Raw genomic sequence first — 20,808 nt, 5'->3', positions numbered from 1 at the left:
GGTAAACAGCACCTTTTTTACCGATTAGAAACTTTCCCAGCTTTCATCCTGTGTCGAGATAACTGGTTTTGCCGGACGTTTTACCGGCTGCTTAACGATTTTTTCAGCCTGATGATTACCATATACTTCAGACATCAATTTAAACGATGACACCAGCTTACTGAGATTTTCGGCCTGATTCTGGAGTGAATGAGAAGCGGAAGAAGCCTCTTCAACCAGCGCGGCGTTCTGCTGGGTCACTTCATCCATCTGACCAATAGCCTGATGCACCTGTTCAATGCCACGGCTCTGCTCGGTAGCAGAACTGGCTATTTCGTTCACAATCGTTGCTACCTGCTTAATGGATTCGGTTACTTTTTCCGAGTTCTCACCCACGTTAGCAGCCTGAGCCGTGCCGTTCTCTACATGCTGTACAGAGGTGGTGATCAATCCTTTAATCTCACGGGCGGCAGAGGAAGAGCGCTGTGCCAGGTTGCGTACTTCGCTGGCGACAACGGCAAAGCCACGTCCGTGCTCACCGGCCCTTGCGGCTTCAACCGCAGCGTTAAGCGCCAGGATATTGGTCTGGAAGGCAATACTCTCAATCAGGCCGGTAATTTCCGAAATCTGGCCTGAACTTGTACGGATATCGTTCATCGTCAGCAGCATCGCCTTAACGGAGGCACCATTCTCAACGGAAAGATTATTGGCGGTATTAGCCAGCGTGCTGGCTTCATCTGCGCTGAGCGAGTTGCTTTTAACCGTCTCACTGAGTGCCGCCATGCTGGCAGCCGTCTGTTCAAGCGAGGCAGCCTGTTCTTCAGTACGTGAAGAGAGGTCTTCGTTACCCGCAGCAATCTGCGATGAGCCGGTACTGACCGACAAAGCAGAGCTGTTAACGGATGATAATGTCTCAGAAAATTTGCCAAGGAGCTTATTAAAAGCAGATGCGGTTTTACCGATCTCATCCTGTTTAGTGTCATCAGCCCGCCGGGTCAAATCAAGACTACTGCTCACCTCTAGCATGGTATTTTCAATATTAATTAAGCTTTTCCTGATGGTGGTAATGGTTCTAATCGCAAAGAAGCTTAATAAAATAATAATGAATGCCACACTGACGGACATAATCCAGATGGTTTTGGTATAAATCTCCTGGTTCTGACCTTTCAGCGCGTTACCAATTTCGATATTCAATTCAATCTGTTTATTTAAGTCGGCTGCCAGTTTTCTGCCGGCCTTGCCGATGCCGGTATCGCCCTGAAGCAGGGCTATTGTCAAAGCATGATTATGAGCACGTGACGCCTCTAAAAACGCAGGCAGCGCGGCACGAACGGCATCAATATCCTGATAAACCTGATTAGTGATTTGGCTGTCTTCCTCACTGGAAATATCATTATTTTTATAATAATCAGTGAGTTTCTTTAACTCGTCCAGAACGTTATTAATATTCTGTTCAGCTTCGGGGAATTTTTCATCATTAATTACGGACTGATGTTTATAAAGCAAGATGCCCAGACTGCTGGCTGCACTGATTGATTTGTTAAGATCCTTAATGCTTGGGATAGTATTGTTTTGCACGTATTCAAATCGCGACTGAAAGCCGGATATGATCGAGAACGAAACAAAGGCCAGGCTGCATAACGCCAGGGCCAGCATAGCAAATGTTAAAAAAAGACGCTGCGTAATGTTCATGCACACCTCAACCTGAGAGAGTTTAAGCTTAATAAGGCAATACTGCCTCCAGGTTGAGGTTATCGGCTTGCCTGAGCGTAACCTTAGCGCTCTGGGAATAGAAGCGGTAAAAAATTATGCTCCCCGGCCTCTGTTAAGACTGCTGTTCATCGTAACGTGACAATTCTATTAGATTTAAATCAGGATCTCGCACATAAACAGAGGTGATGTTGCCCCGGGCACCAGTACGCTTAACCGGGCCTTCAATGATGTCAGTATTTGTCGCTTTCAGGTGAGCGATGACCGCTTCAAGCGGCTGAGAGCAGATAAAGCACAGATCCAGCGAACCGGGAACGGGCAGGTGCGCCTTCGGATTAATTTCTTTCCCGTATTCATGAATATTAATTTTTTGCGAGCCAAACATGAAGGACTGGCGATTTTCGCCAAAGCCGATTCTCTCCATACCCAGGATGCGCGTATAGAAATCCGTGCATGAAGCGATGTCGCGTGTCGTCAGTACAAGGTGGTCCAGATGATCAATCATAATAACTCCCTGCGATATACAGATTCAGAAAGTTACTAAGTTTATACAACGGCAGAAAAAATGTTAAATGCACCGCATCGCTGCGATTTCGCTGACATCAGCGCCGGGGAGCTCTGCTTACGAGGATAGTGGTTGATCACCCAGTGACTCCGGCACCTGCCAGCCGCGGGGCAAATAGTTTTACGCATATTGCGTAAATAACAGGCGAATCAGCTCCTGGTAATGTTTCTCTTCTTCTGCACTGCGGGCAACTTCCAGACGACGCAAAAGTTTAGTGCAGACAGATTTAAGGTTGAGGTACTTTCCTGCTCGCAAAATTTCAACAACGATACTCCCCAACGTTTCCTGCTGAGAAGGAAGGGAAGCGCTGCTAAAGTAATGGGCCATCTTGTTAACCGATAAGGCATGATATCCATTCTGCTGCATGCGTCATTCCTCTGCTGATCAAAAGTTGTCCGGGCGCGTATAAGGCCCGGTGAAGCATGTTTCTTATACTTGTACAGCTTTTTTCAGATTGTACAAAGCAATATTATAGAATTAATAAATTAAAGCTTTATTATTAATGTGTTACAGATAGTGGGTTTTGCATCACTCACGCGTTTTTAATGACCTGCGCTGAAAATCAAACGTGAGCAGAGCTGATAACAGCATGTTGGCTATTTTACGGCTTAAAAATTCCTCAACTACACTTAACAGACTGGAAATAAAAGGAGAGGAAGATGTCAGAAAAAAAAGCAAACGAAAAACGTAAAGAAGAGGGTGATGTACATAAAGGCTTGCCGGAGGCGGCACCTTCGGCGGGAAATCCTTATGAAGAAGACGACCATCCGGCGAAGGACGCTCCCGATCAGCATGGAGAAATCCCTCGCCACCGGGATGACAGTGAAGACGACAAACAGGATCCTTACGAAAAGGATTAGCCTGATGCCGGGGCCCATTCATGCATGGCCCCGGCGATTTGACCGGACACTACCCTGATAAATATTAATCTTTCACGGTGGCCTCGCTAAGGCGTTCCGGCGCGGGTTTTTGCCATTGCTCTTCCAGCTCTTCCAGCGATTTCCCTTTCGTTTCCGGCACAAATTTCCACATAAACAGTGCGGCCATCAGGCCCATTACGCCATACAGCCAGTAAGCAAAGCCATTATTGAAGTGCGCATTCAGGTAGCTATTTTTGTCCATCATCGGGAAAGTCCAGGAGACCAGATAATTTGCAATCCACTGAGCGGCAACCGCTATTGACATTGCCTTACTGCGAATACGGTTTGGAAAAATTTCTGCCAGTAATACCCAGCATACTGGCCCCCATGAAATGGCAAATGAGGCGACGTAAAACAGCATTGCGCCCAATGCGACAACGCCAGAAAGCTTGCTGTAAAACGCAGTGCCGAGCGTGAACATCCCTATCGCCATGCCTAATGCGCCGATAATTTGCAGCGGTTTGCGGCCAAAATTATCGACAGTCATAATAGCAATAGTGGTAAAGATTAAATTAATTACCCCAACAATGATGGTTTGCAGCAGCGCAACGTCTGTACTGGATCCTATTGAGCGGAACACTTCTGGCGCGTAATAAAGTACCACGTTAATGCCCACGAACTGCTGGAATACTGACAAGAAAATACCGATAACAATGATACCCATCCCAAAAGAGAACAGAGAGTGCGAGGCGTTTTTATTATTCACTGACTGCGTTATATTGCGTAATTCAATCACGCTCTGCGCTTTGCCAACAAGTTTTTCCAAAATTTCAGCTGCTTTTATGGTCAATCCTTTTGTTGCCAGCCAGCGAGGGCTTTCCGGTACGGCAAACAGCAATACAAAGAAAAGGAGCGACGGCACGGCGCCGGAAAGAAACATAAAGCGCCAGCCCATCGTATTAAGCCAGGTTTCACTTCCCGATAACGCAATGCCATAATTAACGCAGTAGACCAGCAGCTGGCCTAAAATAATAGCGAACTGATTACAAGCCACCATTCTGCCACGAATTTTTGCCGGCGTTATTTCAGCAATATACATAGGCGAAACCATTGATGCCAGTCCAACGCCGATACCGCCGATGATACGATAAATAACAAATTCGCTGAGATAGCCGGAAAGATACCAGGGAACGCCGTTATCTGCATCTACGGAGCGGTGACCCAGCTCGGGGAAAGCCGATCCCACAGCGGACAGGAAGAAAAGCACGGCCGCGACAATCAGCGTTTTTTTACGGCCGAAGCGTGCGCTCAGCGGCCCGCCGCAGGCCCCGCCGATAATACAGCCAATCAGCGCGCTGGCAACGCAAAAGCCGAGCAGAGAGTTCGCTGCTGATTCACTCAGCCCCCTTGGAGAAATAAACACTGCATCGAGCGATGAAACCGTACCGGAGATAACGGCGGTATCATAACCGAATAATAATCCGCCTAATGTTGCTACCAGCGTGATGGAAATGACATAGCGGTTGCTGGCTTTGATATCTGGGGATATTGCCATAGTTACCTCTTGATAAAATATACCGAATCAGGCGGAGCCTTTTTATTTATCCGCAGGCTACCGCATCTTGCAGATACTCTGCTTTGCAACAAATAAACGACGGTGGGCTGTTGTGAACCCAACATAGGCCTGGCGGGTGGCAATGGAAATTACAATTTATGGTAATCGTAACCGTCTTTTTGCTTTTTATGATAACCATCACATGTCAAATTTTAACGGCTTAATAGACGCTGGTGTTGTCATGTGATCCCGGTCATGGATGGGATATTACAGAATAACAATGTGAGATTTTATAATTGTCAGATGCGAAGCGGACTTTGCATAGTGTTATTTCCTGACAGTGAATAAATAAGGAATTTCCGGTGAAAGAATATTTTGAACACGTGGGTAAAATTGATTACGAAGGCGCTGACAGCCAGAACGATCTCGCCTTTCACTTCTACAATCCGGATGAAATCATTCTCGGTAAGAAGATGAAAGATCATCTGCGTTTCGCTGCCTGCTACTGGCACACCTTTTGTTGGGCCGGTACGGACATGTTCGGCACGGGCGCGTTCGATCGTCCCTGGTTCAAGGCGGGCAGCGAGCTGGAACAGGCCAAACTGAAAGCGGAAATTGCCTTTGAATTTTTCGACAAGCTGAACGTGCCCTTTTACTGCTTCCACGATGCCGACGTGGCGCCTCAGGGAAATTCGGTGAAAGAGTATCTGCATAATTTCGCGGTTATCACCGATCTGCTGGCGGAAAAACAGCAGCAAACGGGGGTAAAACTGTTGTGGGGAACGGCAAACTGTTTTACTCATCCTCGCTACGGTGCGGGAGCGGCAACCAGTCCGGATCCGGAAGTTTTTGCCTGGGCTGCAACGCAGGTCAACGCGGCAATGGCGGCGACGCAAAAATTAGGCGGCGAAAACTACGTGTTGTGGGGCGGGCGTGAAGGCTATGAAACCCTGCTGAATACTGACCTGAAGCGCGAGCGCGAACAGATTGGCCGCTTTATGCAGATGGTGGTGGAGCACAAGTACCGTATCGGCTTTACCGGCACATTGCTGATCGAACCTAAACCTCAGGAGCCAACCAAACATCAGTATGATTACGATGTTGCTACCGTCTATGGCTTCCTGAAGCAGTTTGGTCTGGAGAATGAGATCCGGGTTAACGTCGAGGCCAATCACGCCACGCTCGCGGGTCACTCATTTCAACATGAAATTGCCACGGCGGCGGCGCTGGGTATCTTCGGTTCGGTAGATGCTAACCGTGGCGACCTGCAGCTGGGCTGGGATACCGATCAGTTCCCCAACAGCGTCGAAGAAAATGCGCTGATTATGTATGAGATCCTGAAAGCCGGCGGTTTCACCACCGGTGGCCTGAACTTTGATGCCAAAGTGCGTCGGCAAAGCACCGATCCCGCCGATTTGTTCTATGGTCATATTGGCGGCATGGATGTCATGGCACAGGGCTTGCGGATTGCCGCCAGACTGATGGAAGAAGGGCGGCTTGAGCAGGCACGCGAGGCGCGCTATGCGGGCTGGAACGGCCAGCTGGGGCAGGATATCCTGGCGGGTAATCTGTCGCTCAACGATCTGGCAGGCTATAGCGAAAAAGCCGCGCTTTATCCTGCGCATCGCAGCGGCCAGCAGGAGCGGCTGGAAAATATCGTTAATCAGGCTATCTATCGCTAACGCCAGGCAGCGCCAGAGGAAAAGGGCATGTATATAGGTATCGATCTCGGTACGTCCGGGGTAAAGGCGGTTCTGCTAAATGATGAGAACCAGGTGCTGGCCAGCCAGACGGAAACGATGACGGTTTCACGGCCTCATCCGCTCTGGTCAGAGCAGGATCCGGAAATGTGGTGGCAGGCCGCCGATCGGGCCATGCTTTCTCTGGCGCAACAGCATTCATTGCAGGCTGTTCACGCTATTGGGCTGACCGGGCAAATGCACGGTGCCGTACTGATGGGACGATCGCAGCAGGTTTTGCGTCCTGCCATCCTGTGGAACGATGGACGCAGCGCTGCGGCCTGCCGTCAACTCGAACAGAGCGTGAGGGATTCACGACGAATTACCGGCAACTTAATGATGCCCGGTTTTACCGCCCCGAAAGTGCTGTGGGTGAAGCAGCACGAGCCGGCTGTTTTTCGGCAGATTAACCGGGTGCTGCTGCCGAAAGATTATTTGCGCTGGCGAATGAGCGGTCAGTTCGCGACGGATATGTCAGACGCAGCCGGGACGATGTGGCTGGACGTCGGCAAGCGCGACTGGAGCGACAGTCTGCTGGCGGCATGCGGGCTGGATCGCGATCGGATGCCGACGCTGTTTGAAGGCAATCAGGTGACGGGAAGGCTGCTGCCCGAGCTTTGCCAGCGCTGGCATTTGCCTGCAAAGGTTCCGCTGGTTGCGGGAGGGGGCGATAATGCGGCCGGGGCGATAGGGGCGGGCATCTGGCGTCAGGGGCAGGCGATGCTTTCTCTTGGGACATCCGGCGTCTATTTTGCGGTCAGTGAGGGTTTTCAAAGCAATCCAGAGCAGGCCGTACACAGTTTTTGCCACGCTTTGCCTGATACCTGGCATTTGATGTCGGTGATGCTGAGTGCCGCATCCTGTCTTGACTGGGCTGCTCGTCTGACCGGTCAGGCATCGGTACAGGCCTTACTGATGCTGGCAGAGAAAGCCGTGGTTGACGAGCGGTCGCCCTGTTTTTTACCTTATCTTTCCGGCGAGCGTACGCCGCATAACGATGCGAATGCCACCGGGCTTTTCTGGGGGCTGACGCATCAACATGGGCCGGAAGCGTTGGCGATGGCGGTACTCGAAGGTGTAAGTTTTGGGCTGGCCGACGGCATGGCCGCGCTGCATGCCACCGGGGTGACTCCTGAGTCTGTTACCCTGATTGGCGGTGGGTCGCGAAGCCATTTGTGGCGGCAACTGCTGGCAGATATTACGGGAATGGCGCTGGACTACCGTACCGGTGGTGATGTGGGGCCGGCTCTGGGCGCCGCGCGGCTGGCAAGAATGAGTTGCTATCCCACAGCTTCACCGCAGGATTTGCTGCCGGCGCTGCCGCTGGAATGCCGCTATACGCCACAAGCGGAACGCCATGCGTTTTATCAGCAGCGGCAACAGCGTTTTCACCAGCTTTATCAACAGACCCGCGCCATCGTTTAGCTCTGTCGTCTTAATACGTTTCCCCGGCTCTTTCTTTTGACGGAGCCGCTTTCCTGCTCTGCCCCTCACTTTGTGCGATAACAATGCGCAAACTCTTTTGTTGATCACACTCTCTGCACGCGCCATGGCTTACCCGGATGAGACAGAATGAAAAAAGCACTATATTGGCTTATCCGTAGCCGGTCAGGAATGCTGAATGAACAGAAGCCATGACGCCTCGCCACCCCAGGCGAAAATTTCACTGCTCTTCAATGCCAATAAAGCCTACGACAGGCAAATCATAGCCGGTATTGGCGAATATTTTTATTCCTCAAAATGTGGCTGGGATATCTATATCGAAGAAGATTTCAGCGTGCATCACTTTAATTACAACATCCTTTCAAGTCGTGGCATTATCGCAGACTTTGACGATGTGGAAATGGCTCAGCAGCTAAGTCAAATTGATGTTCCTGTGGTTGGCGTAGGCGGGTCCTATCATCACCGTCAGGATTACCCTTCCGTGCCTTACGTCGCCACCGATAACGAAGCGCTGGTAGCCTGCGCCTTAAACCATCTGATTGAAAAGGGGCTGGAGCGATTTGCGTTCTATGGTTTGCCTGCCGCGGCAAATAAGCACTGGGCACACGAGCGAAGGGCGGCCTTTCTGCGCCAGACGGGCGCGCGAGGTTATCCGGGCGAAATCTTTGAAGGAATGGTAACCGACAGCCAAACCTGGGAGAGCGCACAGCGCAATCTGGCTGACTGGCTGACATCTCTGCCGTCTCAAACGGGGATCGTCGCCGTCACGGATTCCCGCGCACGTCATATTTTGCAAACCTGCGAGTATCTGGGGATTGCCGTACCGGAAAGCCTGTGTGTGATCGGCATTGATAATGAAGAACTGACGCGTTACCTGTCACGCATTTCACTCTCTTCGGTGGTGCAGGGTACGCAAAAAATGGGGTATTCAGCGGCGAAGCTGCTGGATGGATTGCTGGCCGGGCGCGCTGTGCCAGATGCGCCGGTGGTGATAGCGCCGGAAGGCGTGATTGCCAGACAGTCAACCGATTACCGTTCGGTTATTGATACCATGGTTATTCGTTCCCTGTCGTTTATCCGTAAAAACGCCTGTCGTGGTATTACCGTTGAGCATGTTCTGGAATCGGTTGGTACCTCACGTTCTAACCTGGATAAAAGGTTTACGTTGGAAACAGGCATGACTATTCATAAAGCGATTCAAACTGAAAAGCTGGCGAGGGCAAAAGAGCTGCTGGAGACCACCTCATTACCGGTAGCGGAAATCAGCCGCTTATGCGGTTACAACACGCCGCAATATTTTTGCGCGATTTTCCAGCAGAACCTTGCCGTTTCACCGGTGAAATATCGCAGTAATCGCGTCAGTCTCGTGCGATAAATTAAGGTTATTCGCAGCGAAAAGTAAAGGAAGCGGGCGGTTTCCGGGTGACTACCGATCCTCCCCGCTTCGAATTCGCGTGTTTAGCTTGTTTATCTCTGGTCAAACCACTAGTCTCATGAGCAGCATCACCTCGCGAGCATCGCGCCTGTAAGTTCTGGCTGGAGCCAACCTGATGAAAAATGAGAAAGAAATTTCGATAGACCAGTTTACCGACGCTGAAAAAACGCTGGTAGACGCTAAGGTAAAGGCCCTGACGCTAAAAAAAAGGTCATGTGCCGACTAAAAAAGAGGAAAAGGAGATCCTGAAAGAGGCCAAGCGTATTGTGATGAAAGATCGGGTCGTAAAAGAGACCACCAAAGCGGTTATTGCAAAAAAACCGCGTAAACCGGCTAATGCAAAAGAAAGCGAAGTGAAAGAGTTTAACTGGACCGCTTCTCTCAGAAAAAATCCCCGCGCGCTGAAAAGCCAGTAACACCGACGTCCTCAGCTGGCAAAATCGTACTGATTTATGCACTGAGGACCACGATTATCTCCCGCCTTAAATTAACGCTGTTATGCCAACGTTCTGTCGATGAGAGGGTTATTAACAGACTACACTTTATCTGTTTAGCCGCGCTACCCGTCGCCTTTTACGTGAACAGTTCAGGATCCGACTATGACATACCAATACCTTAATGGTGAAAACTGGCGGCATATTTATATTGTGGGGGATTTGCATGGTTGCCTGCGGCTATTGCAGGATCGGCTGGAGACGGTGCGTTTTGATGCTAAACAGGATCTGTTGATTAGCGTCGGCGACCTGATCGATCGCGGGCCGGACAGCCCCGGTTGCGTGGCGCTACTGACTCAGCCATGGTTTCGTAGCGTACGTGGCAATCATGAAGAGATGGCGATGAATGCGCTCAGCAAAGGCAATCATCAACAGTGGATTGGCAACGGCGGTGACTGGTTTTATAAGCTGGAAGGCATGAAGATGATTGAGGCGAAGCATGCGCTCAGCCGCTGCCGCCTTATGCCGCTAATTATTCATTTACAGCTGAAAAACCGGCTGATTGTGGTGGCGCATGCTGACTATCCGGCGGCCAGATATGAATGGGAAGCGCCGGTCGATCCTTTCGATGTTGTCTGGAGCCGCGCCCGTATCGAGCGCATCCAGCAGGGGAAGGGCGAACCGATTAGCGGCGCGGATGATTTCTACTTCGGTCACACGCCGCTGCCCAACGCGCTACACGCTTTCAACCAGCACTTTATTGATACCGGTGCCGTGTTCGGCAATCAGCTTACGCTGGAACAGGTTCAATAAAGGTCAGGAGGAAAACAGCCTGCCGTCACGAACCAGATCGCGCGGGTAGTTGTTTTTAATCCGGCTGCCGACCTTTTTTGCCAGTCCGACTGGCTGCTGCTGGCAGGTAACGATAACTTCATCGGCGGGCAACGCCCGCTCCGGATAAATATCGCGTCCGCGATACCACTCTTCGGCTTCAGCATGGGTGAGTTCAAAGCGATTCTTCGCCTGAGGCTGCGCCAGGGCAATCACCGCTTCATGCTGCCAGCGATAGCCTTTCGGGAAGGTTTCCGCCAGCTTCAGGCCGATGCGAGAGAAACGCACTTTGCCCAGCAGCGGTTCGATTGCCTGAGGAAATAACCACAGCTCTTTATCACGTGACCAGAGGCTGTGCGTGTCAGCGTTCCATACCAGGCCAGATTTCGCCGCTGCGGCTGCAATCTCTTCGGTTTCTTTGCGTCTGACCGGTAAGAAGGGCAGCTTACCCACTTTATAACCGGGGACGGGCAGCGGCTCGACGCTTTGCAGCTTGCGCAGACGCGCCACAAAGAAGCCTTCGCTGTCGAAAATTTGCGGGAACACGTGCAGGAAACCTTCTGGCGTACTGACGCGTTCGGCTCCGGCAAACAGCGCCTGCAAGGGTTCGATTTCCACCGCGCCTGGGTAACGTTCCAACAGCCAGCTAATCACCTGCTGATTTTCACTGCGGTTAAGCGTACAGGTTGAATAGATCAGCGTGCCGCCAGGCTTGAGCGCATGAAAGGCGCTTTCAATCAGATCGTGTTGAGTGGCGGCAATCGCTTCTGTGCTTTCCGGCGACCAGTTACGCAGCGCATCGGCATCTTTACGGATCACGCCTTCGCCGGAACAGGGCGCATCAAGCAGAACCGCATCGAAATGTTCAGGCAGCGCCGGACCGAAAACGCGACCGTCAAAGTGGGTCATGGCGGTATTGCTTACGCCGCAGCGGCTGAGATTGGCATGCAGCACTTTTACCCGACTGGCCGAATACTCATTGGCAAGAATTGCGCCCTGGTTCTGCATGCGGGCGGCGATCTGTGTGGTTTTCGAGCCCGGTGCCGCCGCCACATCCATTACCCGCTGTGGTGCCGGACAGCCCGCAAACAGTGCGCTAACGGGCAACATGGAGCTGGCTTCCTGAATATAAAACAGCCCCGCCAGATGTTCAGCGGTACTGCCCAGCGGCAGCGTATCGGCATCGCCACGGGCGATCCAAAATCCTTCTTCGCACCACGGGATCGGCGTCAGCGCCCATTGATAAGGTTCAACCAGCGTCAGGAAATCCGCCACGCTGATTTTTAAGGTGTTCACCCGCAGGCTGCGGCGAAGGGGTTGCTGGCTGATGGCGATAAACCGATCGAACTCTGCCGCATCAGGCAGCAGGTCGCGCATTTGATCTAAAAAGAGTTCCGGGAAGTACACGCGTGAAGAAGAAGACACTGAAAAATTCCGGCAGGAAAAAAGTGGGGGGAGTTTAGCACAATTGCGGTGGGCAGAAAAAAGGGGCGGTAAGTTACCCCTTTTAGACGAATGATGAACTCAAAGCGGGAGGGACACAGGCTGGTAATAAAGCGTCACGGGCCATGGACGGCCCGTGTCGAGCTGGCATGGATGCCGTCTTTTGCGTCTTTATGGACAGCCTGTGTCCCTCAAGCCAGCACCATGCCCTCTTTTTGGGTTAATTCGGCAGCGCCGTACCCCATTTGCGCCAGTCTTTTGGCTCCTCGTCTTCCAGCAGGAAATGCTTGCCGGAAGAAGCCCGAGGTGCCAGCGGAACCGTTGGCGGCGTGGCAAAGGCAATGCCACCCTGAATGAACTGCTGGAAGGTGCCGGTCTTCACCACGCCGCCGATCAGCCCAAATTTCAGGTTGTAGCCGGAAGCCAGCCAGAACACCGAGTTGTTACGGACCAGATGCTGGTATTTTTTACTGATGCGCAAGGTAATCTGCACGCGATCCGCCATTGAGCCGAGCGACGTGCCGGTGACCGTACCCACTTCAATACCCCGGAACAGTACCGGTGTGCCGACAGAAAGCGAGCCGCCCTCCGGCGCATCCATCACGACATTCAGACCATCAAGATAGCGGGCGTCGGTAATTGTCGATTCCTGTAGTTCAAAGGTACGTTGAGCACGACCTTTACCGGGATCGACGTTGATATAGGGCTGTAGCAGCGTATCAAGATGATTAACGCCTGCGGCCGAAATCTCTGGCGAAACCACCGAGAAGCGGCTGCCCAGACGGGCGAAATCCTCTACATATTCCGGGTAAAGCACCGCTTTGGCGATCACCTGATTTTTGTCCGCATTCAGCGCCAGCGATTCAAGCTGCCCAATGGTGATGCCGAGATAGCGAATTGGCATACCGGAAGAGAGCTTGCTGGCATCATAAGTATGCAGCGTAATCTGGCTACCGACGGCGCGGGCTGCGGTTTCAGAATCGTACAGCACGCGCTTGTCTTTGCTGGTCAGGCCTGCGCCTGCGCCAGAGAGGTTATCGAAGCTGATCGCGCCTTTCAGCGCACGGTTAAGCGGCGAAGCCTGTACCGTCAGGCCCGCGCCATTGAGCTGAACCCGTGCGCCGCCTTCTGACCAGAACACGCTGTTAGGCGTGAGGAGCTTGCGGTATTCCGGTTTAATATGAACGCGCACATCGAACTCGTTTGCTCGCGGTGTCACGTCAACAATCTGGCCCACCTGGAATTTACGGTAAAGCACTACCGAACCCGCCTGAATATCCGGCAGGCTGTTGGCGGTCAGCGTCAACGTGACCGGAAGCTGATTGCTGGTAATGCCTTCCGCCGCTTTTTCGGCATTGGCATAGAGCGGATAGCTTTCCTTAACGTTGCCCTTGCTGCCCGGCTCAAGGCGAATGCCACCGTTTACCCATTCGCTGGCGCTGGCACCCAGTACTTCCATGCCGTCCAGACCGAGCTTGACGTCGAGCCGGCTGTTAATAATGAACTTGCTGTCGCCATGCACCAGATGACGAAAGTCAGCGCCCAGTGCGACAACAAAATCAACGCCTTGCTCGCTCAGCTTGCGGCTAACGACCTGACCAATTTGCATACCGTGCAGCATAATCGGTTGACCAGCATCAATACCGTAGCTCTCAGGTGCGGTCAGCTTAAGTGACAGCGCATTGGGCTGCTGCAACAGGGATTCATTGCTTTGCAGCACGGTAAAATGATCTTCCGGCTCGCCTTCGCCCGGGATCAGCTCAAGCGTATCGCCGGTAAGCAGGCTGCTGAGGCTGGTATCGGTCAGGCTGATTTTCGGGCTGCGCATTTCAATGCGGGTGCTGGTGCGCATTAATCCTGTGACTGAAGGATCGATAGTCAGTTCGCCAGTCACTCTGCCATTCGGCAACAGCTTCATGGCGGTCAGGGTGCCGACTTCCAGCCCCTGATACATCAGCGGCGTGCTGTTTGCTTTCAGGTTTTTCCCGCCAGGCAGATCCAGCGTGATCACCACGCCGCGATGGCTATGCGCCAGATCGGGATAGAGCTGATAATTGTCCTCACTGCTGGCCTGAGGCGACTGCTGCGGCGAATCGAAGGCGATGGCGCCGTTGACCAGCGCCGCCAGGCTTTCGAGCTGAACTTTCGCGCCGCTCAGACCAACGTCCGCTTTTACGCCCGACACATTCCAGAACCGGCTCTCTTTTTTCACCAGATTGGTAAAGCGTCGTTCAATCAGCACATCAACCGTGACGCCCTGATTGCCAGGGTTGATGCTGTAATCATAAACGCGACCCACCGGGATCTTGCGGAAATAGACCAGCGAACCGGTATTCAGCGATCCTAAATCAGGCGTGTGCAAATGGATCAGCATTTCACCCGTATTAACGCGATATTTTGGCTGGGTATCCTGAGCCACGAACTGCTCACGCGGCTTGCCTTTACCGGGCATCATGCCGATATAGTTACCGCCCACCAGCGCATCAAGACCCGACACGCCCGCCAGCGACGCTTTCGGCGTCACCAGCCAGAACTGCGTCTGCTCACGCAGCGCATCTTTCATATCACTTTTGATACTGGCTTTGATTTTGATGGTGCGCAGATCGTCAGTCATGCTGATCCCCTGCACCAGACCCACTTCGACACCCTGATAACGCACCGGCGTTCGGCCCGGCACAATGCCATCCGCGGTTGCGAAATCAATAGTAACCGTCGTGCCGCGCTCCTGGTAATTGGTCCAGACGAGCCAGCCTGCGATAAGCAGAGCAATAAGCGGCAGCAGCCAGAAAGGCGAAATTCTGCGCCGGCTTTTAATGCGTGCGTTAGTCGGTGTAGTCGGCGTTTCCTGTTGCATGAGCATCCCAAAGTAAACGGCTATCCAGCCACTCAACGGCAAGGATAGTGAGTATGACCGCTGAGCCAAAATAGAAGGCAGCCGGTCCCATGGTAAAAGCCAGAAGCTGATCGCGATTGACCAGCGACATGGTGAGTGAAATAACAAACAGATCCAGCATAGACCAGCGGCCTACCCAGGTAACGACCCGCAGCAGGCGGACGCGAGTTTTCAGGCCCTGTTCGCATTTAAAATGAATGCTGCAAAGCAGCGTGATCAGCACGATAACCTTGGTAAAAGGCACCAGAATACTGGCGATAAATACCACTATCGCTACCGGAACGTTTCCTGAAGCCAGCGAAAGGATGCCGGAAAGAATGGTATCTTCCTGACGAGCGCCGTTCAGATAAATAACAGATATTGGCAACAGGTTAGCGGGAATAAGCAGCACGATTGACGAAATCAGTGCAGCCCATGACTTTTGCAGGCTGAAATTGCGCCGAAAGTAGAGCGGCGTATGGCAGCGTGGGCAGCGTTCCCGCTCGTCCGGCAAGCCGGTGTGATGGCAGTTCAGGCAAACGCGCAAACGTTCTGGTGCGACATGCGGCTGCGGCTGCGGATAAAACCGGTGCCACAGCTGTTCAATGTTCATATGGATTAGCGTGACGAGGCTTAATACCGCCAGCGAGATAAATGCCACCAGCCCGGGGCCGGGCGTAATGTCGGCATAGTCCTGGACTTTAATCGATGCTACGGCAATACCGACCAGATAAATATCCAGCATTACCCACTCTTTCAGCCGATCGAGCATTAATAATACCGGCCGTAAATTCATGCCAAGCTTATTGCCAAAAAACAGGTAAGCAATTGAGCCGACCAGCGTTGCAGGGGCAGCGATGGTACAGAATGCCACCATCGACGCGGTAATCACGTTGCCCTGTTGCGCCATTTGCACTATGCCTTCCATCAGGCTGGCGCGAATGTTGGTGCCGAGCAGGCGGACGGTCAGCAGCGGTTCACTGAAGGCAAACGGCATCAGCAGCAGCATAGTGACCGCCATCGCGGTCAGTCTGGTCATCGACCAGTCCCGCCCGTTCAGAATACGGGCATTGCAGCGCGGGCAGTGCGCAGACTGGTTAGATTTAACATCTGGTAAGGAAAAAAGGGTATCGCATTGCGGACAACGCTGATAACGTGCCTGAGGCAGAGCATGGCTGATAACGTGTATTTTCATATTTCCGATTAAGGTGCTTGCCCGGACGTTGCAGGTTTTGGGCCGGTGGTTCTTAATGAGTCGCCACCGCGGTGAATGACCTGTTCTTGTTATGCTTTTAAAACTCCAGAACCGCTAGGTTATATTAACCTGTGGTATGTTTCACCTTGTCCGTCTGGACATTTAATGCTTATTTTCTCCGGCGAAGTCCAGTGACTTCGCCAATTGTTTTCATAATGGTTAAAAAATGACTAAGACAGAATTTTACTCGGACCTCAACCGTGATTTACGCGCACTTCTCGCTGGCGAAACGAGCTTCCTTGCTGCCATGGGTAACTGTAGCGCATTATTGTACGAACGTCTGGAAGGCGTGAACTGGGCGGGTTTTTATCTGTTAACCGAAGAAAATACGCTGGTCCTGGGGCCGTTTCAGGGCAAAATCGCCTGCGTCCGAATCCCGGTAGGTAAAGGCGTGTGCGGTACAGCGGTAGCCGAAAGCGCTATTCAGCGCGTTGATGACGTCCATGCTTTTCCTGGCCATATCGCCTGCGATGCCGCCAGTAATGCTGAAATTGTTCTGCCGCTGGTGGTTAACGGCCAGACAATTGGCGTGCTGGACATCGACAGCGTGACCTATAATCGCTTCGACAGTGAAGACGAAGCTGGTCTGGCAATCCTTGTTGAAGGGCTGAGCGAAGTGCTTGCTGGCTCTGACGTGGAAAAATTTATTCACATGAAACGCAGCTAAAGTGCTGGATCACGTAGCATTTGCCGATGGTGTCATTATAATGACGCCTGTTCATGCCTGCGCTGATTGGCAAACCCGTTGTAATCAGGAAATTTCATGGAAAATCAACCCAAGTTGAATAGCAGCAAAGAAGTTATCGCCTTTCTGGCGGAGCGTTTCCCACAATGCTTCAGTGCCGAAGGCGAAGCACGACCGCTTAAAATCGGAATCTTTCAGGATTTAGTCGAACGTGTGCAGGGTGAAATGAGCCTGAGTAAAACTCAGCTTCGTTCCGCACTGCGCCTGTATACTTCTAGCTGGCGCTATTTGTATGGCATCAAAGCGGGTGCCATCCGCGTTGACCTGGATGGCAACGCCTGCGGTGTTCTCGACGAGCAGCATGTCGAACATGCTCGTAAGCAGCTCGAAGAGGCGAAAGCGCGTGTTCAGGCACAGCGCGAACAGCAGCAGGCGAAAAAACGCGAAGCGGGTACCGATACTGCCCCTCGTCGTCCTCGTAAGCCGGTGCGTAAAGCATCTGCTGAAGGCGAACAGTCTAAACCGGCTCGCAGTAAACCACAGCGTAATGCTGGCAGCGCTCCTGCTAAAGAGCGTCAGCCACAACCTACCAAACCCGTTACCGATACCGCAGCATTGCAAGTGGGTCAGAATATCAAAGTCACCGCGGGCAAAGGTGCGATGGATGCAACCATTCTTGAGATCACCAAAGATGGCGTCCGGGTACAGTTGGCTTCCGGCCTGGCAATGATAGTACGCGCAGAACACTTGCAGTTCTGATACGGAGGCCAATCAGGGCATGAACAACTTTTTTAAAACCACCGTTATCGCCGGACTGCTGTTTGCCGGGAACGTTTTCGCTGCCGATACCATTACGCGTGCCGATCAGATCCCCCAGCTTCATCAGGAACCGCAGCATGCGACGGTAAGCGAGCGTGTTAGTTCGCGCTTCACCCGTTCGCATTATCGCCAGTTTGATTTAGATAAAGATTTCTCCGCGAAGATTTTCGCGCGCTATCTCAATCTGCTGGACTACAGCCACAATGTCATGCTGGCTTCAGACGTTGAGCAGTATGCTCAGAAAAAAACCACGTTAGGCGACGAGTTAAAATCGGGCCAGCTGGACGTGTTTTATGATTTATATAACCTGGCACAAAAACGCCGCTTCGAGCGCTATCACTACGCGCTGTCGGTGCTGAACAAGCCAATGAATTTCTCCGGGAACGAGTCGATCGATATCGACCGCAGTAAGGCTCCGTGGCCAAAAACCACCGCCGAACTGGATAAGCTGTGGGATGCCAAAGTCAAATATGACGAACTGAGCCTCAAGCTTACCGGTAAAGAAGAAAAAGAGATCCGCGAGGTTCTGACCAAGCGTTATCAGTTCGCCATCCGCCGTCTGGCGCAAAGCAACAGCGAAGACGTTTTCCAGCTGGCCATGACCGCCTTTGCTCGTGAAATCGATCCGCACACCAGCTATCTTTCTCCGCGCAACACCGACCAGTTCAATACGGAAATGAGCCTCTCTCTGGAAGGGATCGGCGCGGTATTGCAGATGGATGATGATTATACCGTGATCAATTCCATGGTAGCCGGTGGTCCGGCGGCGAAAAGCAAAAACATCACCGTTGGCGATCGTATCGTCGGTGTGGGTCAGCCGGGCAAACCCGTTGTTGACGTCATCGGCTGGCGTCTTGACGATGTTGTTGCACAGATTAAAGGGCCGAAAGGCAGCAAAGTCAGACTGGAAATTCTGCCAGCAGGCAAGGGAACGAAAACCCGTATTGTCAGCCTGACGCGTGAAAAAATTCGCCTGGAAGACCGTGCGGTAAAAATGACCGTGCACAATGTTGGCAAACAAAAAGTTGGCGTGCTCGACATTCCTGGTTTCTACGTTGGTCTGACTGACGACGTAAAAGTGCAGCTACAGAAACTGCAAAAACAGAACGTCGACAGCGTGGTGATCGATCTGCGCACCAACGGGGGCGGCGCACTAACCGAAGCCGTTTCGCTATCCGGCCTGTTTATTCCGTCTGGCCCGGTGGTGCAGGTGCGTGATAATAACGGCAAAGTGCGCGAAGACAGCGATACGGACGGCATTGTTTACTACAAAGGTCCGCTGGTGGTGTTAGTTGACCGCTTCAGCGCATCGGCATCGGAAATTTTTGCCGCGGCGATGCAGGATTACGGACGCGCACTGATTGTGGGCGAGCCAACCTTTGGTAAAGGCACCGTGCAGCAGTACCGTTCCCTGAACCGCATCTACGATCAGATGCTGCGTCCGGAATGGCCTGCATTAGGATCCATTACTTACACCATCCAGAAGTTCTATCGCGTCAACGGCGGCAGTACTCAGCGTAAAGGCGTGACGCCCGATCTGCTGATGCCAACCGGCGTGGAAGCGGTAGAAACCGGTGAGAAGTTTGAGGATAACGCACTGCCGTGGGACAGCATCAACGCTGCTTCCTACACGAAAACCGGCGATCTGAAACCGTTAGAGCCGCAGCTGCTGAAGCAGCATCAGGATCGTATTGCGAAAGATATTGAGTTCCAGTACATCCTGAAAGACATTGCCCGCTTTAACGCGATGAAAGATAAGCGCAATATCATTTCCCTCAATCTGGCAGAGCGCGAGAAAGAGAACCGTGAAGATGATGCGCTGCGCCTGGAGCGTATTAACGCGCGTTTCCAGCGTGAAGGCAAAAAACCACTGGCGAAGCTTGAAGATCTGCCAAAGGATTACAAAGAGCCGGATCCTTACCTGGACGAAACGGTGGATATTGCCAACGACTTAGCCCAGCTTGAAAAAACGCAGGCCTCGGCAAACTAAACGGCCAGCGCGTTGTTAGCCCTCTACACCCTGTCAGCATGACGCTGACGGGGTGTTTTTTTTATCCGCAGACTTTTCATACTCCGCTATAGCCAACATATATTGACAGCAAACTGACAACAGCTGACTCTGCGGCGTCAGAAAGTGCGACAAAATGTAAAGTTATGTCTTTTTAGACACTTAAAACAAACCAGCGCTTGAAATGTTTTGCCGCGCCCATAGGATAGGTATCCGCTACACGCCTATTTTAACCGAGGAAGATGAAATTTTATGATGCGTATTGCGCTTTTCCTGTTGACCAACCTGGGAGTGATGTTGGTTTTTGGGCTGATCCTCAGTCTGACAGGGATCCAGTCAAGCAGCGTTCAGGGTCTGATGATTATGGCAGGCCTGTTTGGCTTCGGCGGTGCGTTTGTTTCACTGCTGATGTCCAAATGGATGGCGTTGCGTTCCGTTGGCGGTGAAGTCATTGAACAGCCGCGTAACGAAACAGAACGCTGGCTGATGCAGACCATTGCGCAACAGTCTCAGCAGGCAGGCATCGCGATGCCGCAGGTGGCGATTTATCACGCCCCGGATATCAATGCCTTTGCCACCGGTGCCCGTCGCGATGCTTCGCTGGTGGCGGTCTCTACGGGACTGTTACAGAACATGAGCCGCGACGAGGCGGAAGCCGTGCTGGCGCATGAAATCAGCCATATCGCGAATGGTGATATGGTGACGATGACGCTGATTCAGGGGATCGTGAACACCTTTGTTATCTTTATTTCCCGCATTCTTGCGCAGATCGCCGCAGGCTTTCTGTCAGGCGATCGTGAGGAAGGGGAAAGCAACAACGGTAATCCGATGGTCTATTTTGTCGTGTCGATGGTGCTGGAGCTGGTCTTCGGTATTGTGGCCAGCATCATTACCATGTGGTTCTCACGTCACCGTGAGTTCCACGCGGATGCCGGATCGGCCAGACTGGTCGGGCGTGAGAAGATGATTGCCGCGCTGCAGCGTCTGAAAACCAGCTACGAGCCGCAGGAAGCCAGCACCATGATGGCCTTCTGCATCAACGGTAAATCGAAATCGTTGAGCGAACTGTTTATGTCGCATCCGCCGCTGGATAAGCGCATTGAAGCACTGCGCAGCGGACAGTATCTGAAATAACCGTCAGGTATCAACGCTAACCGGGTCTGTGGCTGAATATT

General features: G+C 52.3%; 17 protein-coding genes. 10 read left to right on the top strand and 7 right to left on the bottom strand.

Annotated elements, in window-relative coordinates; genetic code table 11:
- Window positions 1–24 precede the first annotated feature (24 nt).
- The 3 genes from EHV07_RS12530 to ycgZ form a co-directional block, all read right to left on the bottom strand.
- Complete coding sequence (locus tag EHV07_RS12530) at window positions 25–1,671, bottom strand: methyl-accepting chemotaxis protein (protein ID WP_147198375.1); 1,647 nt, start codon at window positions 1,669–1,671, stop codon at window positions 25–27.
- 133 nt (window positions 1,672–1,804) lie between these two features.
- Window positions 1,805–2,194: a VOC family protein gene (locus EHV07_RS12525; protein ID WP_147198374.1), complete on the bottom strand. Its 390-nt coding sequence runs from the start codon at window positions 2,192–2,194 to the stop codon at window positions 1,805–1,807.
- 180 nt (window positions 2,195–2,374) lie between these two features.
- Window positions 2,375–2,620, bottom strand: a complete 246-nt coding sequence (gene ycgZ / locus EHV07_RS12520) for a regulatory protein YcgZ (protein WP_147198373.1) — start codon at window positions 2,618–2,620, stop codon at window positions 2,375–2,377.
- 293 nt (window positions 2,621–2,913) lie between these two features.
- Between ycgZ and EHV07_RS12515 the strand changes: the two genes are divergently transcribed.
- Window positions 2,914–3,114: a hypothetical protein gene (locus EHV07_RS12515; RefSeq protein ID WP_147198372.1), complete on the top strand. Its 201-nt coding sequence runs from the start codon at window positions 2,914–2,916 to the stop codon at window positions 3,112–3,114.
- A gap of 64 nt (window positions 3,115–3,178) precedes the next feature.
- Here the strand turns inward: EHV07_RS12515 and xylE are convergent, their stop codons facing one another.
- Window positions 3,179–4,669 (bottom strand): D-xylose transporter XylE, encoded by a 1,491-nt coding sequence (gene xylE / locus EHV07_RS12510; protein ID WP_147198371.1) that lies wholly within the window; start codon window positions 4,667–4,669, stop codon window positions 3,179–3,181.
- A 362-nt stretch (window positions 4,670–5,031) separates the two neighbouring features.
- Here xylE and xylA point away from each other — a divergent pair, with 362 nt between their 5' ends.
- The 5 genes from xylA to EHV07_RS12485 all read left to right on the top strand — a co-directional run bounded on the left by xylA (window position 5,032) and on the right by EHV07_RS12485 (window position 10,533).
- Window positions 5,032–6,351, top strand: coding sequence for a xylose isomerase (gene xylA, locus EHV07_RS12505; RefSeq protein ID WP_147198370.1), 1,320 nt, complete (start codon window positions 5,032–5,034; stop codon window positions 6,349–6,351).
- 27 nt (window positions 6,352–6,378) lie between these two features.
- Entirely contained in the window at window positions 6,379–7,833 is a 1,455-nt protein-coding gene (xylB, locus tag EHV07_RS12500; RefSeq protein ID WP_147198369.1) for a xylulokinase, read from the top strand.
- A gap of 196 nt (window positions 7,834–8,029) precedes the next feature.
- Window positions 8,030–9,226, top strand: coding sequence for a XylR family transcriptional regulator (locus EHV07_RS12495; protein WP_147198368.1), 1,197 nt, complete (start codon window positions 8,030–8,032; stop codon window positions 9,224–9,226).
- 275 nt (window positions 9,227–9,501) lie between these two features.
- Complete coding sequence (locus EHV07_RS12490; protein WP_254446240.1) at window positions 9,502–9,702, top strand: hypothetical protein; 201 nt, start codon at window positions 9,502–9,504, stop codon at window positions 9,700–9,702.
- Between the two features lie 183 nt (window positions 9,703–9,885).
- Window positions 9,886–10,533: a metallophosphoesterase gene (locus tag EHV07_RS12485; RefSeq protein WP_147198367.1), complete on the top strand. Its 648-nt coding sequence runs from the start codon at window positions 9,886–9,888 to the stop codon at window positions 10,531–10,533.
- Between the two features lie 3 nt (window positions 10,534–10,536).
- Here EHV07_RS12485 and rsmF read toward each other — a convergent pair whose 3' ends face one another.
- The 3 genes from rsmF to yebS form a co-directional block, all read right to left on the bottom strand.
- Window positions 10,537–11,928: a 16S rRNA (cytosine(1407)-C(5))-methyltransferase RsmF gene (rsmF, locus tag EHV07_RS12480; protein WP_254446356.1), complete on the bottom strand. Its 1,392-nt coding sequence runs from the start codon at window positions 11,926–11,928 to the stop codon at window positions 10,537–10,539.
- Window positions 11,929–12,214: 286 nt separating this feature from the next.
- Window positions 12,215–14,848 carry a PqiB family protein gene (locus EHV07_RS12475; RefSeq protein WP_147198365.1) on the bottom strand — a complete coding sequence of 878 codons (2,634 nt, stop codon included), beginning with the start codon at window positions 14,846–14,848 and terminating at the stop codon, window positions 12,215–12,217.
- Window positions 14,817–16,061 (bottom strand): membrane integrity lipid transport subunit YebS, encoded by a 1,245-nt coding sequence (yebS, locus tag EHV07_RS12470; protein ID WP_147198364.1) that lies wholly within the window; start codon window positions 16,059–16,061, stop codon window positions 14,817–14,819. Before yebS ends, EHV07_RS12475 begins: the two co-directional genes overlap by 32 nt.
- Before the next feature lie 226 nt (window positions 16,062–16,287).
- Between yebS and EHV07_RS12465 the strand changes: the two genes are divergently transcribed.
- The 4 genes from EHV07_RS12465 to htpX all read left to right on the top strand — a co-directional run bounded on the left by EHV07_RS12465 (window position 16,288) and on the right by htpX (window position 20,767).
- Window positions 16,288–16,788, top strand: a complete 501-nt coding sequence (locus EHV07_RS12465; RefSeq protein WP_147198363.1) for a GAF domain-containing protein — start codon at window positions 16,288–16,290, stop codon at window positions 16,786–16,788.
- Between the two features lie 96 nt (window positions 16,789–16,884).
- Window positions 16,885–17,565, top strand: a complete 681-nt coding sequence (gene proQ, locus EHV07_RS12460) for an RNA chaperone ProQ (RefSeq protein WP_147198362.1) — start codon at window positions 16,885–16,887, stop codon at window positions 17,563–17,565.
- Window positions 17,566–17,584: 19 nt separating this feature from the next.
- Window positions 17,585–19,615 carry a carboxy terminal-processing peptidase gene (gene prc / locus EHV07_RS12455; RefSeq protein ID WP_147198361.1) on the top strand — a complete coding sequence of 677 codons (2,031 nt, stop codon included), beginning with the start codon at window positions 17,585–17,587 and terminating at the stop codon, window positions 19,613–19,615.
- 270 nt (window positions 19,616–19,885) lie between these two features.
- Entirely contained in the window at window positions 19,886–20,767 is an 882-nt protein-coding gene (gene htpX, locus EHV07_RS12450) for a protease HtpX (RefSeq protein ID WP_147198360.1), read from the top strand.
- The last annotated feature ends 41 nt before the right edge of the window (window positions 20,768–20,808 follow it).

Origin of the sequence: Pantoea sp. CCBC3-3-1, assembly GCF_007981265.1 — a bacterium.
GTDB lineage: Bacteria > Pseudomonadota > Gammaproteobacteria > Enterobacterales > Enterobacteriaceae > Erwinia.
Note: the sequence above shows the minus strand (reverse complement) of the source record. Positions and strands in the feature narration are given on the sequence as shown.